General features: G+C 60.7%; 6 protein-coding genes. 3 read left to right on the forward strand and 3 right to left on the reverse strand.

Annotated features, from left to right (window positions below; all coding sequences use genetic code 11):
- The first annotated feature begins 3 nt into the window (after window positions 1-3).
- From AD663_RS03165 to AD663_RS03175, 3 genes are all read left to right on the forward strand, one after another.
- Complete coding sequence (locus AD663_RS03165) at window positions 4-864, forward strand: MurR/RpiR family transcriptional regulator (protein WP_053213268.1); 861 nt, start codon at window positions 4-6, stop codon at window positions 862-864.
- Between the two features lies 1 nt (window position 865).
- On the forward strand, window positions 866-2,326 hold the full coding sequence (locus AD663_RS03170) for an amidohydrolase family protein (protein WP_053213269.1): 1,461 nt from the start codon (window positions 866-868) through the stop codon (window positions 2,324-2,326).
- 132 nt (window positions 2,327-2,458) lie between these two features.
- Window positions 2,459-2,827, forward strand: a complete 369-nt coding sequence (locus AD663_RS03175) for a glyoxalase superfamily protein (RefSeq protein WP_003177766.1) — start codon at window positions 2,459-2,461, stop codon at window positions 2,825-2,827.
- Window positions 2,828-2,833: 6 nt separating this feature from the next.
- Here AD663_RS03175 and AD663_RS03180 read toward each other — a convergent pair whose 3' ends face one another.
- From AD663_RS03180 to AD663_RS03190, 3 genes are read right to left on the reverse strand one after another with little or no spacing between them, the layout of a single operon-like run.
- Complete coding sequence (locus AD663_RS03180) at window positions 2,834-5,623, reverse strand: RHS repeat-associated core domain-containing protein (protein WP_053213270.1); 2,790 nt, start codon at window positions 5,621-5,623, stop codon at window positions 2,834-2,836.
- Window positions 5,620-10,107 (reverse strand): SpvB/TcaC N-terminal domain-containing protein, encoded by a 4,488-nt coding sequence (locus AD663_RS03185; protein WP_053213271.1) that lies wholly within the window; start codon window positions 10,105-10,107, stop codon window positions 5,620-5,622. The genes AD663_RS03180 and AD663_RS03185 overlap by 4 nt, the downstream gene beginning before the upstream one ends.
- On the reverse strand, window positions 10,104-13,865 hold the full coding sequence (locus tag AD663_RS03190) for a neuraminidase-like domain-containing protein (RefSeq protein WP_053213272.1): 3,762 nt from the start codon (window positions 13,863-13,865) through the stop codon (window positions 10,104-10,106). Before AD663_RS03190 ends, AD663_RS03185 begins: the two co-directional genes overlap by 4 nt.
- Between the last annotated feature and the right edge of the window lie 13 nt (window positions 13,866-13,878).

The following is a 13,878-nucleotide window of genomic DNA, read 5'->3' on the forward strand; positions in this document are numbered from 1 at the left end:
GTCATGGACATCCTTTACCAGATCCGCTCCCGCCAGGACTCCTTCAGCGCCGGCGAAGGACGCATCGCCCGGCTGATGCTCGACGACGTAGGATTTGCCGCCTCCGCCAGCCTCGATGAACTGGCCCAGCGAGCGGAAGTCAGCAGCGCCACGCTGTCGCGTTTCGCCCGCACCGTCGGCTGCCGTGATCTTCGTGACTTGCGCTTGCAACTGGCCCAGGCCAGTGGTGTCGGCAGCCGGTTTCTCGACCCGGCCGGCGCGCCCGAGCAGTCGGCGTTTTATGGGCAGATTGTCGGCGATATCGAATCGACCCTGCGCCAACACCTGTCGGGGTTCGAAGAGTCGCGATTCGACGATGCCGTGCGAATGATCGGCAAGGCGCGGATGATCCATGCGTTCGGGCTCGGTGGCTGGTCGGCGTTGTGCGGCGAAGAACTGCAGGTGCGGCTGGTGCGTTTTGGCTACCCGATCGCCGCGTGCCGTGACCCGGTGATGATGCGCATCACCGCCACATCGTTGAGCGAGGCGCATCTGGTCATTGCGTGTTCGCTGACAGGCATCACGCCGGAGCTGCTCGGAGCGGTTGAGCTGGCCCGTGGCTACGGCGCGCCGATTCTCGCCATCACCCGCGCCGGTTCACCGCTCGCCCAACTGGCCGATGTGGTGCTGCCGCTGCAAGGCGCAGAAACCTCGTTCATCTATAAACCCACGGCGGCGCGCTACGGCATGCTGCTGGCCATCGACGTGCTCGCCACCGAGCTGGCGCTGGCCCATCCCGAAGACAATCAAGAGCGGCTGCGGCGGGTCAAACTCGCCCTGGACGATTACCGCGGCGGCGACGATCACCTGCCGCTGGGAGACTGAGATGTTGTACGACACGCTAATCCGCAATGCGCTGGTCATCGACGGCAGCGACACACCCGGCTACAGCGCTGATGTAGCGGTTCGCGCCGGTCGCATCGAGCGCATCGGCAGCCTGGGCGATGCCCGGGCGGTGGAAGAAGTCGTCGCCGCTGGCCGCGTGCTGGCGCCGGGCTTCATCGATGTGCACACCCACGACGACACCGTGGTGATCCGCCAACCGCAGATGTTACCCAAACTCAGCCAGGGCGTGACCACGGTCATCGTCGGTAACTGCGGCATCAGCGCTTCACCGGTCAGCCTGCGTGGCGATCCGCCGGACCCGATGAACCTGCTCGGCACCGCCCAAGCGTTCGCTTACCCTCGCTTCGCTGATTATCGGCAGGCGGTGGCGGCGGCCATGCCTGCCGTCAACGTCGCGGCGCTGGTGGGGCATACGGCGTTGCGCAGCAACCATATGGATGATTTGTTGCGCACGGCTACCGGGGACGAAATCGCCGCCATGCGCCAGCAACTGCGCGAAAGCCTGGAGGCCGGCGCCCTTGGCCTGTCCACTGGCCTGGCCTACGCCAGCGCGTTTTCAGCCTCCACTGACGAGGTGATGCAACTGGCCGAGGAGTTGAGCGCCTTCGGCGCGATCTACGCCACTCACCTGCGCAGCGAATTCGAACCGGTGCTCGAAGCCATGGATGAGGCGTTCCAGATCGGCCGTCACGCCCGCAGTCCCGTGATCATTTCCCACCTCAAATGTGCCGGGGCCGGTAATTGGGGACGCAGCCCACAGGTGCTCGCAGCGCTGGAAAACGCCGCGCAAGGTCATCCCGTCGGCTGCGACTGTTACCCCTACGCGGCAAGTTCCTCGACCCTGGATCTCAAGCAAGTGACCGATGCCCATCGCATCACCATCACCTGGTCGACAGCGCATCCGCAGGTCGGTGGCCGCGACCTTGCCGACATCGCCGGCGAGTGGAATGTGTCGCTGCTGGAGGCGGCGCGTCGCCTGCAACCGGCCGGTGCGGTGTACTACGGCATGGACGAAGGTGACGTCAGACGGATCCTCGCCCACCCACTGTCCATGGTGGGCTCCGACGGTCTGCCTGAGGACCCGTTTCCCCATCCGCGCCTCTGGGGCGCTTTCCCACGGGTGCTGGGACATTTCAGTCGTGACGTCGGGCTTTTTCCCCTGCACACCGCCGTGCACAAGATGACCGGCCTTTCCGCGGCGCGATTCGGCTTGAAGGAACGAGGTGAAATCCGGGAAGGCCATTGGGCAGACCTGGTGTTGTTCAATCCGCAGACCATTCGCGACGTTGCCGACTTCAACGAGCCGCAACGGGCCGCCGAAGGCATCGATGGGGTATGGGTCAACGGTGCCTTGAGTTATGGCGGGGGCCAGGCGAATGGGCGCAGGGAAGGGCACTTTCTGCCGCGCGACGGCGACTTGCGCCCAGGATTCAGGGTTTGACGGTTGTAAGCGGCTGAATTTACTCTAATTGACGCCACAATAATGGCACTGCGACACTAAAGAAGCCGGGGCCAAGGCCGAAGTATTAAGGTCACCCGTCTAAACTGGGTATTTTCAGCCAGGGAGCAACCCATGAGCTTCGGTAAAACCACTCCGATCCTGAGGATCTTCGATGAAGCCAAAGCGTTGGCGTTCTATGTCGATTTCCTGGGCTTTACCGTCGACTGGCAGCATCGCTTCGGTGACAATTTTCCGCTGTATTTGCAAGTCTCCCGTGGCGACTGTGTGTTGCACCTGAGCGAGCATCATGGCGATTGCACACCCGGCTCGGCGTTGCGGATCGAGACCGATGAGCTGGAAGCGTTCCAGGCGCAGCTGCTTGCCAAGGATTACCGCTATGCTCACCCGCAGATCCAGGCCATGCCCTGGGGCAGCCAGGACATGACTATCAGTGATCCGTTTGGCAATCGCCTGGTGTTCACCAACGCAATCAGCGTTTGAGCCGCGTCATCTTCTGTTCCGACTACCTCCTGGGCGAACACGTGAAGGCTCGTTCAGTTCCTGGACGCGAGCGTTGTACCCGGCGTAGTCGACGACGGTGCGTCCGGTAGGCACGGTGATTTGTGAAGGAAGGATCCCACTGCAATTGATGCACGCAGGGAATGGCTCGGGGGCGTCCCCCCTGGATATCCTGTCAGTCAGTATCGTGGTGTCCGAAAGCATTCTTTCCGCTCTGTCCGGGTAGAGCGCTACGATGGAATTCGCCAGCCGCACTTCCGCATGGGCTCCGGGCCCGCCAGCAAGCATCGGCATGATCCCGTCCATTTTCTCGATATGGGTTTCGATCCAATCCCGGGTGGGTTGTTGCAGTTGATGGACCTGATCGGTCAACCGGCTCAGCGTCGGAGCGTCTTTCAGGACGTCTTCCTCTATTGCCACATTGTGGAACATGTCGTTTTTCGCGGCGGCGTAGCGGTTGGATAAATCAGTCAGGTAGTCGGCGGTATTACCGATCCGATAAGTGCCGAAATTCAAATAGTATTCCTGAGGCGTGGCGGTCCTGGCCCTGCCGTCATAATCACGGTCCACGCCTTTGTAACCCTTCATGCTGCCTTGCGGTTTTGGAAGATTGAAAAAGTCGCTGAGCCCAACTCCTTCGGTCTTGATGTAGCCATAGGAGTGCGCGAGAAACTCGCGGCCCACTAACTCACCACTGAGAAACTGATCGGACGTTTTATCGTAGGAGTCCGGCATCAAACGATAGGAATAGTCACCCTGGGCAGAATCCATGATTTCCTGGGAACGGGCCCGGCCCCAGCTTTCGAATTCCTTGAGTTCTTCATCCCTCATCAGGCCCGAAGGGTCGATGAATCTCATCGGGTTGTTCCCCACCATGCAATACAGGTTCAACCCATCCACCGCCCCCGCCGGATCGGGGCTGATCCAACGTTGCAGCCACGGCGCGTAATACCTTTGCCCGTAGTAGTACAGGCCGCTGGCATCACGCTCCTTGCCGGAATAGCGAATGGTCCGGTAGTCGGCTTCCACGGCCGAGCGGGACGCTGCCCAAGCGGTTCCGCCATAGGGCAGGTAGCTTTCCTGGCTGATCAGCCAGCCTTCATCGTCGAGCTCCAACGAGCTGGAACCCAGGTGATCCTCGAGGCTGTAGCGCAGTTGGTTTGACGCGATGCCGGCCGGACGGCCTTGCGTCCAATGCAAATATCTCACGCTGCAACGACCGGCCTGCAGGGTGATGACCTCCAGGCGTTCGTTCTGACGGGTATGGATTTCCAGGCCCGGCAGGTAACGGACCTCCCTGGTGTGCGTCACCGTCGACGCATGGGTGACCTGTATTTTGCGCACCCGTTGACCCGCGCTGTCGTAGCTATAGCGTTCAAGGTCATGCTGGCCGTCTGCGCGCTGTACCAATGTCACGCTGGCGAGTTGATTGCGCGTCGTCCATTCCAGCGCCCGGCCTGGATGCAGGACCTGTGAGTTGCCGTTGGCATCGAAGTGTGCGGCTTTGTTCCAGGACAGCAGGCGATTGCTGTTGGCGGCGATGTGCAGTGTCCGGGTGTAGTTGTTACGGTCGCGAACATGGCGCAGTTGGATCAGGTTGCCACCGGCGTCGTACTCGTAGTGCTCGGTAAACTGGAACAGTTGCTGGGCGTCGAACGGTACCCTGCCGAAGGCCGGAAGGCTCGGGTTGCCGGTCAGCCCGGCAGCTTCACGGCCCGTGGCACGGGTCAATTGATAGAGGCTGTCGTAGGCGAACTTGCAAGTGGCGTCGACCCGCTGGTTGCTGCCGAACCGCGCCGGTTGGGCCCGGTCCTCGATCTGGGTCACGTTACCCACTGCGTCATAGCTGTAGTGCAGGTCCTGCAAGATGCTGGCGGACACCGATGCGCTGAGTGAGGTCAATCGACCGCTGGCCGGATCGAACACCGCACGACTGACCACGCCATTACCGGCGACCTGGGATTCGACTTGGCCGGACGCGTTGTAGACCAGGTCTTTCACGATGCTTTTGTACGTCGTCGCCCCCGTTACTTTCAGGCTCACCGACTTGAGTTGGCCCGCCACATCAAACGCGTAGCGTTGTTGGTGCAAGGCCGCATCTGACTGCAGGATGGGTTGCGCCAATGCGTCGTAGCGCCATTGCGTTGTGTAGCCGTCGCCCTTTTCCAACAGCACGTCGCGTTCCGCCTCAGCGGACGGCCAGTGCGCTTGTGTGGCATCGAGGAGGAAGTGCCGGGTTTGGCTAAGCGGCTTGGCGCAGAGCGCGTATTCGCTGATGAACAAGCTGCCCGCGCTGTCATCGTGGCGGGTGAGGGCGCCGCATAGATTGCGTGCCGCAGATGCTGGCGAGCTGTCGCCGTAGCGCAGGCATTCGACCTGGCGTGGATCCTGGCCTGGCGCATATTCACGGATGGCGATCGTCCTCAACTGATCATCGTAGGTCGTGTGCCAGTGGTTTCCCCGTTGGTCCCAGCGGCGCAGGATCTGCCCGGCGACGCCAGGCAGGCTCAAGCGCCAGCCGGCATCGACACTGTTCACCAACAGCGGTCTGCCGCCAAGGCTGTAGAGGGTCGTCAGGTTGGCTTCGGGCGCTGCGCCGAACAGCCGGGGATCCCACTGCGCAGCCAGGCGTCCAGCCGTGTCGTGGTGCTGGCGGGTGACACGCGTCAGAGACTGTTCTTCTGCGTTGCGCCGACAGTAGGCGACCTGCCGCACGGGCAGGCCTCGGCTGTCGACAGCGTTGATGGTAGGTGTCTTGCGGTGAAGGCGCGGGTTCATGCCTCACCTCCGTTTGCCTGGACGTGTTCGGCCATGACTTCTTCCAGAGTGTCGTTCTCATCCTCGTCCAGGGCATACCAGGCGTAGCGGGTTTGGCGCCGCATCAGCGAAAGACCATTTTGCCGGGCAAGACGGGTGCGGGTAGGACGGCCCAACGCGTCGTAGAACTGCTGGTCAAAATGGCCGAACCGGCGTATTGACGCGTCGTTGATGTAGCGACGCTGATTAGCAAAGTAGGGACGATAGAGGCGGATCGGCAAACCTTTATGGTTGTATTCCACGCGCTCACTGACACGCCAGCGTGTTGGCGTGTTTTGCTCCACAGGGGTTGCGTCCTTGAGTGTCAACGCTCCATTGGCATCGATGATGTAGGCCATGCCCGACTCGCCCCGTTGTTTGCTTTGCAGTGTTCGACCGAAGCCGTCGAAGCAGGTGATGGCGATGCGGATCTGCTGCTGGTCGTCAGTGGGATAACGGTCAGCCGTCAGCACGGCGATGTGTACCGGTTCACGGATGGCGGCATCCATTTCTTGTTTCAGTTTCAGTTCGTCCACCGAGAGTATGCGCAGGTCCGCCAGTCGCGCCCGCGCCGATGCGCAGATGTGCCCGCCGGGCAGCAGATCGTGATTGAGCACGCAACGCGCCAGCCACTCGCTGTCGACCAGAGCGTCCTTCGATACGCAACCCATCCAACTGAACGGGGCGTAATAGAGCGCGGTGGCGGCGTTCTGTAACGCCTCCGAGCTCTGTTCGATCGCCTCATTCGGCGTGTTGAAGCTTGGTCGCGCGAACTGCGCGATGGGCTGGAAACCCACGGGTGTGTTGTTTTCTTCGCCGTAGAAGGTCGTGGCCAAAATCTGGCCGAAGGCATCAACGCGGCCCTCCTGTGTGTTGCCGTTGGGATCGGTAATGCGCCATGGCACAAGCGTGCGGTAATCGTAGAGCGCCCTTGTGACGCAGCCATCGGGCAATTTGAACGCGGTGATGCAACAGTGATAGGCGTCGTAGCTGAACGTGGTCAACCCATGGCTTTCACTGGCCTGCTGGGTCTGGATTTTGTAGAAGCCTTGCAGTGGGGCATAGGTTGCAAAGCCGCTCTTGACTGACCAGAGCCTGCCCTGCGGCGATGTTGCGGGAAGAAAGGCGTCCATGTGGTGGTAACCGATGCTTTCCAGCAACTCGTGCTGGGGGCGCGAGGCTTGTGGCAACACGTGGAAAGCTTGCAAGGCTGTGTCGTCCAGCTCGGCGGTTTCCAGGTGATCGCTTAGGGCTTCGAAGTGTGCGACGCCGTCCGGCAGGGTTTTTGCGGTTCTGGCGTCCTTGTAGCGGTGCACGGACAGGCTCGTCAGAACGCTTTGGGTTGCCCAGGTCGTTTCCTCGGTCAGTTCGATGAGCTTTTCATACGACATGCCCCGTGTGCTAAGCCCTCCGGCCTGCGGTGCCTTGGGTCTTTTGTGCGCATTGGTCCGCTGGCGATACGGTAGGCCCAGGCGCCAACCTTGGGGTGCGGGGAGATGTATATATACGGCGCGGGTTTCGCTCAGGTAATGGAACTGTTGCACCGGATCGTGAGCATCGCGCCACCAGCGTTGCTGGTCGATGTCACTGAACGGCGGAGGATCGTCGACGGTTTTTCGTCGGGCGTAGTGGGCGGTGATGCTGTGGGCCAGAGCGCCATAGGCGTCATGGTGCAGGTTGAAGGTGTGCTGGCATTGCGGATCGTCGGTGATGCCCTCGTACTGGTAGCGGATGGATTCGAGCAGCAGCGGCAATGAACTGGCGTAGGGCAAATGACCGGTGGATGCCTGGAGCAAGCGTATTCGATAGCGGTTTTCCTGGACCGAATACAACGTCCTCCCGTTCGACTGTGGATCGACGCCGAAGACCTCGCTGCGGAGCAGACGACCATTCAGCGCGCGCGACATCTCAACGACGATGGTGGACGTTGGCGAGGCAATGAGCGTGTCGCCCCCGTTCTCAGGCTGGTATTGGCACAGGACCGTCGGGCCCAACGCGGCGGCTTGCGTGTCGGCGCGGCTATAGCCGAGGCGGGGCAGGTCCAGCGCTTGTCCGGTGTGGAACCAGGTTTTTGTCAGGCTCGGCGCTGTGAAATCCGGCGAGTCGGCGTTGCCGGGGCGGGTCTCCTGATCGGTTTGCAGCAGCAGGCCGAAGCCGCGAAACTCCCGTTCGATACCGTCGTAATAACCTTGGCGGTAAGCGAAGGTCTGGCACAGTCGGTTGCCGGTGATCTCATCCATCTGGGTCTGGCTCGACACCACTTGCAGGATCAAGGGCACATGACAATCCAGGGAGCTGTCGGCCTGGGTTCTTTCGGCTTTCTCATCCAGCCATTCCTGCGCTGAGCTGCGGTAGGCGATGCGGTGGGCCGCACCGGTATTGTTGTGGGTGCCGGTGAGCAGATAGGGTTTCTCCCGGACGAAGTCGCAGCGCCAATGTTGGTCCCCTCTGTGGGGCAGGCTAAGGATCAGGCTGGAACAACCGAGCCCCTGAACGTCAGCGATGCTTACCTGGCATAACGAGTCGTAGTGGATCCCCGGCGGCCAGGGCAGCGCAACGGGAGGGCTGAAGCCATTGCCGCCGCGGTTCATGAAGATCAACGCCTGATTCGCTTGTAGATAGATCAGGTCGGTCGCGCCGGAACCGTCCAGGTCCGCCAGGCGGATACGCGAGGGATCGAAGCTTTCGTCGGCAAGGTCCGGCGAGCCGAGCACGATGCCGTTGCCAAAACGTCCATGGCCCAGGTTCGGCCAGCACTTCACTTCGTTGTGACGGATGCGCACCAGGTGCTGTTGGCCGCTGCCGAGGATGTCGCTAAAGGCCACCAACTCGCGCAGCGAAGGGCCGATGACCGGGAGGGCATCGGCCTCTTCGTCGCGAGTTGCTTCGCGGGCGGCGGCGAACCCCTTGTGGCGCTGGTTGGCGTACAGCCGGACGCTGCGCGGACCGATCATTGCCAGGTCGCTGAGGCCAGCGCCCATCAGGTCGGCCAGTTGCCCGTGCCGATGGCAGAACTCTGCAGGAAACGCCCCGAACGTGGCGAAATCCGACCAGTCCCGATTGGTACCGAGGGCGAAGAAACCGCTCCACCCGGGCTGGGCAATGACCCAGTCCAGTCGACCATCCCCCGTGAGATCCCTCAATGACTGGAGCATGGGTTTTGTTGTGTCAGCCACGGGAATGCGCGGCAATGCCTGCCATTGGCCGTAGGTCACTTCGTCGGTGTTGGCCTTGGCCCGCGTCGGCTCGCGGTAATACCAACCGCCATCGCCTTGGTAGAGCACGCCGGGCAGGCCTTCGCCGTAAAGGTCCACCCATTGGCAGCCCAGACTTCCGGTGAGCCCTGACATATTCGGCCAAGGCTGCCAGCCCGGAACCTTATCCAAGAGCTTGAACTCGCTGTAGCTGAACTCAATGGGAGGGCGGCTTTCGGGCGTCTGCGACTCGCCAAATGCCTGGTCGTGTGCGGCGATCAGGTGCTGATAACCCTGGTCCGTCTGGCGATAGTCGAGCAGCAGGCGTCGCACCAGCACGGGATCCGCGCCGCATTCTTCGGCAAAACGGTGGAACATCAATACCTGACGGCACAGCCGTTCGGTACGCAATTCGAAGCCGTAGGCGAAGCTGGAAAATACATCGTCACGGGCCAGCCATTGCTGGCCTTCATAGGGCGGTTTCTCCTGGTATTGCGTGCTTCGTTCGCCGTAGTCGAGCAACAATTCGAAGTGCCATTGCACAGTCTTCAGCCGATCCGTTTTCCACAGGTAGAGGTCCGCGTCGGCCTGGAAATTGCCGTAGCTTACCCGACTCAAATAGCGCTGGCCCATGACGTCGACTTTGTATTGGTAAAGGATGTGCTCGCCATGGGCGTTCAGGCTTTCCTCCAGCAGCCATTCACCTACGCGCCTCGCATCCCGAGGATCTGCACGGCGTGCCGAGTGATTTTTTCCGTACACGTGAAGGCTGCCGTCGGCACCGTGTACGAGCCAGAAGCCCGGTTCGCCAGGGGCCGGCGACCAGTACTCGATCCGCTCGAAGCTGCTTTCGATTCTCGGAAAATGGCGAGTCACCGTGTAGGTTCTCTCCAGCTCCAGACTGTTGTAGCGGTCGACGCGGGTCGAGCGGATGTTTCCTTGCGTGTCGCGTTCGGGCAGCCACACTTCACCGCCGGTGCCGATGATCGGGTCATCCTCGGTATAGGCCGGTACACCCTGGCTGGTGCGTCGCGCTACGCAGGGCAGCGACAGCCCCCAGCCGAGGCCGAACACGCCGTTGCCGCAGGAACTGGCGTAACCCAATGACAAGGCCGGTGCAAAACCGCGCCCCGGCGAAATCGGCAGGGCGATGTCATAGGACGCCGTGCCGTGGGCGCCGATCGCATTCCAGCCTTTGCCGATGCTCTGGATGGCGCCGCCGCCCTTGGGCAATGACGGCGCGGTTACAGGTAATTCGCTGTGTTCGCTCATTGCGAGCCTCCGCCAACCCTGGCTGTGTAGCTCACCTGCACGATGATGTCGGTGAGCGATTCCAGCATGTCCTTTTGCGCTTCGGGGTTCGGGAAGGTCAGGCACCATGTGGAAACCGCGCCGGTGTATTCGAAAGGCAGGTAGCGTTCATCGTTGAAATTGAGGGTGAACAGGCCGTTGTCATCGAGCCCCGTGGACAGGGCAATCTGCTGGTTGGCGTAACGGCTTTCCACGGACCGGCCTCCTGGAGACATGAACACTTTGCTGGCGGTCTGGGTCAGCGTGGCCCGAATGTTTTCGTAAGGGCCGACGAGGGCCGGCAAGGAGACGCTGAGGGTCTTGATGCGTCGCAGGTAATGTTGCTGGCCCTTGTAGTCGTCTTCGAACAGCTCGTGGGTCAGCTCGAATTCGCACTGGCCTTGCAGCAGGTCAGCGTGGATTTGCGCCCATTCCTTGTTGAGGGTGCTGGTTGCGGTTTTGCTCTTGAGTTGGCGCAACGAAACTGTTTTACGAATTTCTAGCTCCCGCTCGTTACGTCGCAGGTATTCGGCGTGCATGTTCAACAGACTCAGCTTCAGTTGCTCACCCAATCCCAGGCCGCGATAGGTTGCATTCCAGGTGTAGGGTTGGATGAAGCGCTTGTTTGTATCTGCGATTTCGTACTGCCAGCAGGCTTCAGCATCCAGGCACAGCGCCAATGTTGCGTCATAGGCCTGGCGGTAAAGCGCGCAGAACTGGCTGTTCAGCCATTGGTACAGTTGCGCCTTGCTAAAGCGCTTGCGGAAAAAGTCGTAGTTGGCCTTGGCTTGGCCGAGGCTCGATTCCGCCAGGCGAAGTTGCAGGCGCGTGGCCGTTTCCTGCTCGGCAAAGTGCGCCAGTTGTGCGTCGACCTGGGTCAGTTCGAGCCGGGCCTGGTCATGGGCCTGGGCCCATTCCTCCCGACGGCGATGGAATTGAGCGGTCCGTTCCAGGTGGGTCGCTGCCGTGCGAGCGCCGATGGCGGTCCCTTGGGCGATGGCGGCGGCAGCGTGCATCACGCCTTCCCAACGACTGCCACCGTTGCTCAGCCCGAAAACGTTAGGCGTCAGCATCAGCCCGCCCGCCAAAGCCTGGGCGTCGGATGCCTCCAGTTCGGACGCGCCGCTTTTCAAATACAACCGACAGGCCCGCCGCTCGGTTTCGCTGACGCCTTTGTCCAGCAGATGCCGGTAGTGATTGACCCGCCCCTCGACGATGGAGCGGCTGGCCAGCAGCGCCTGGCGGTTATGGCGGTCGATCTTCAGTGCCTGACGTTGCAGGTCGACAGAGATTTTCGCCAGATCCCAGGCTTGCTGTTGTTGCAGTTCCTGCAATTGCGCCTGTTCTTTGCGCTCGATCAGCGACAGCAGCGTGGCGCCGAACTGGCTGAGGCTTTCGACGGCGCCCTGGGCCTGGCTGTGCAGGGTCACGAAGCGATAATTGGGCAGGTATGGGAGCGATAGGCCTGGTGGCGCGCTGTCGGTGATGTTCAGGGCGTTGGCGCCGGGCAGGGCACGAGGATCCAGCGGCGCGGCAAATACCGGCAAATGCAGCGGCTTGCCGATGATATCGAGGTTATGCCGCAGGTTGTACAGGCGACTTTCGATCATGTCCCAACGCTTGAGCAGCTCCGGGTTGAACGGTACGCGTAAATGGGCGGTGTCGATGGCGGGTAGGGATGACTGCGATGGGTTTTCACGAAGGTGCAGCGAGTGGTTGGCGTTCGAGCCGGTCAGGGATTGTTCGAAATCGCGCAGCTTGTCGTTGGTGGTTTCGCTCAGCGCTTGCAGGCTGATCTTCGCCCATTGATCGGGTGGTTGAACGTCTGCCCGCGGTCCCAACAACTCCAGTGCCCGCACATACCAAAGCTTGGCCTCGCTGAGACTGTCGGGCGTCAGCGCGCGGTACGCGGCATCGCCTCGGTTGATCAGGATGTCGAGGTACAGAAAGTACAGCGCTTTGCGAAAGTGCACCGGATGACTGAGGGCGATCTGGTGAGGATCATGGGGCGCCTGGTCGTGATAGGCGGTTGTGTTGCTGTCGACCAAAGGGACGCTTCGCCAACACTCTTGATCCCCTAGACCTGGTTCGAAGACATGACGGAGCCAGCGTTCGGCCTCCTCGTATCGCTGCTCGGTGTTCAACCGATGGGCGATCAGCCATGGCACGTAGAGGAACAGCTCGGTGAAATAACGACCGTAAGGGCCGTGGAAATCCATCTTGTTATGAGGGCTGCCTGATAAAGCGGGTTCCGGCAGGTGTTGCGTCTGCCAATCGAACAATTCATTCAGGCTGTTTTCGGTGCGGCGGATCAGTTCCGGGGCGAATGCGGTGGTGAGCCTGATGGGTTGGCGTGGGGTGTCCAGGGCATCGTTGTCGCTGAGCGCTGAGTTGGCGAAATCGAGAAACTGAGTGTTCCCCTGGCTGGACTTCACGCTGGTAATCTCGGGAGGAAGAGTTTCAGGCCTCAGCTTCTGACCAAGAAAAACGCCTGTTATCGGCGGCTCGCCTTCCGTTTGGAGAGGCACCTTCAGTTGAATGCGATGGATGTTTGAGTGCGAAAGATACTGTTCTGCCGGCGTTTGTTTTGAGGTGTCTGAACCTGCGGGTTCGACGCCGAGATTTTTATCGAGGTAAGTGGTTTTCTTGAATATGAAGGTGTTGGACGAGTTTGCTTGGGGCGCTCTGACGCACAACGCGAGATAAAGTAAGTCGTGCGAGTCTTGTTGGTGATGTACAGCAACAGTGCCGACCAATGCCTTGATCGCATCCAGACCCTTGCTGCGAAGCGCAGTGTCCTCGCAATAACCTTGCAGGCAAACCCGCGGAGTGCTCCAGCTTCCATCCGGTTTTTTGAAACACAGGCTCAAGCGCAATAGAGGCGGGTGAGTACCCGTTGGTGACGCTGAAGAAGCGTCGCGGGTGGCCGACGGCTCTTGATGGATGTATTCGGCCCATACAACGAACAGGCGATTGTTGAACCACACCGGTCGTATCGAGTGTTCGATCGCGCTGTCGGAAATCGGCACGTTGGCTTTTTCCCAGTCTGACCAGGCCTGGGGATCCGGCTGGTCAAGTTTGGGCGGGATGGCTGGCGGGAGCGGTGGCGGGCCGTCGAGCGGGCGTTGGGCCATGTTCAGCGAGCGCCAGAAATAGCTGTTCTCCGAGCGGGATTTGGCAATGAAGTAGTAAGTGTCGTTGGCAAGGTCCGCGCCGTCGATGTAGCCATTGAGAATGTTCAGGTTGGCGACTTCTTCGAAGCGGGTCAGGTACGCCATGACCGCCGACTGGACCGCATCGGGTTGAATCTGGTTCTGGTTGAGGTCGTTTTCCAGTTGTCGGAAGTTGTCGCTCTTGTTGCTCCTGAGCTGTGGGTCCAGATAAGCCCCGGGGAAATAGAGCAACTTCTGATGGGCGGCCCAGATCGGGTACTGATGCATCTCGTTGCGCCAGGTCTTCAGGTGCTCGACGCTCAGGCTGGCCGAGTCATAACCGGGTTCCAGGTTCATCAGGATGCGATGGATGTATTGCTGCAGGCTGGCGATGGCACACGCCACAGGCGTGGTGGGCACATCCTGGCTGACCAGCACGTCGAGCAGCCAATGTTCGTAAAGCGCCTCGGCCGTCTTGAGCTTCAGGTTTTTTGTCGTGGGGTTGTTGGGCACGACCTTGTACAGATAGAGCGCTAACTGTGCATCGCGCAGACTTTCATCAAGCTGCTTTTTCATGGCAACGGTCATATTCAATCCTTGA

Origin of the sequence: Pseudomonas sp. Q12-87 (assembly GCF_001269755.1) — a bacterium.
Taxonomy (GTDB): Bacteria; Pseudomonadota; Gammaproteobacteria; order Pseudomonadales; family Pseudomonadaceae; genus Aquipseudomonas; species Aquipseudomonas fluorescens_S.

Coding starts and splice junctions, on each gene's coding strand:
- AD663_RS03165 (WP_053213268.1), top strand. CDS start 4: ATGGACATCCTTTACCAGATCCGCTCCCGCCAGGACTCCTTCAGCGCC.
- AD663_RS03170 (WP_053213269.1), top strand. CDS start 866: ATGTTGTACGACACGCTAATCCGCAATGCGCTGGTCATCGACGGCAGC.
- AD663_RS03175 (WP_003177766.1), top strand. CDS start 2,459: ATGAGCTTCGGTAAAACCACTCCGATCCTGAGGATCTTCGATGAAGCC.
- AD663_RS03180 (WP_053213270.1), bottom strand. CDS start 5,623: ATGAACCCGCGCCTTCACCGCAAGACACCTACCATCAACGCTGTCGAC.
- AD663_RS03185 (WP_053213271.1), bottom strand. CDS start 10,107: ATGAGCGAACACAGCGAATTACCTGTAACCGCGCCGTCATTGCCCAAG.
- AD663_RS03190 (WP_053213272.1), bottom strand. CDS start 13,865: ATGACCGTTGCCATGAAAAAGCAGCTTGATGAAAGTCTGCGCGATGCA.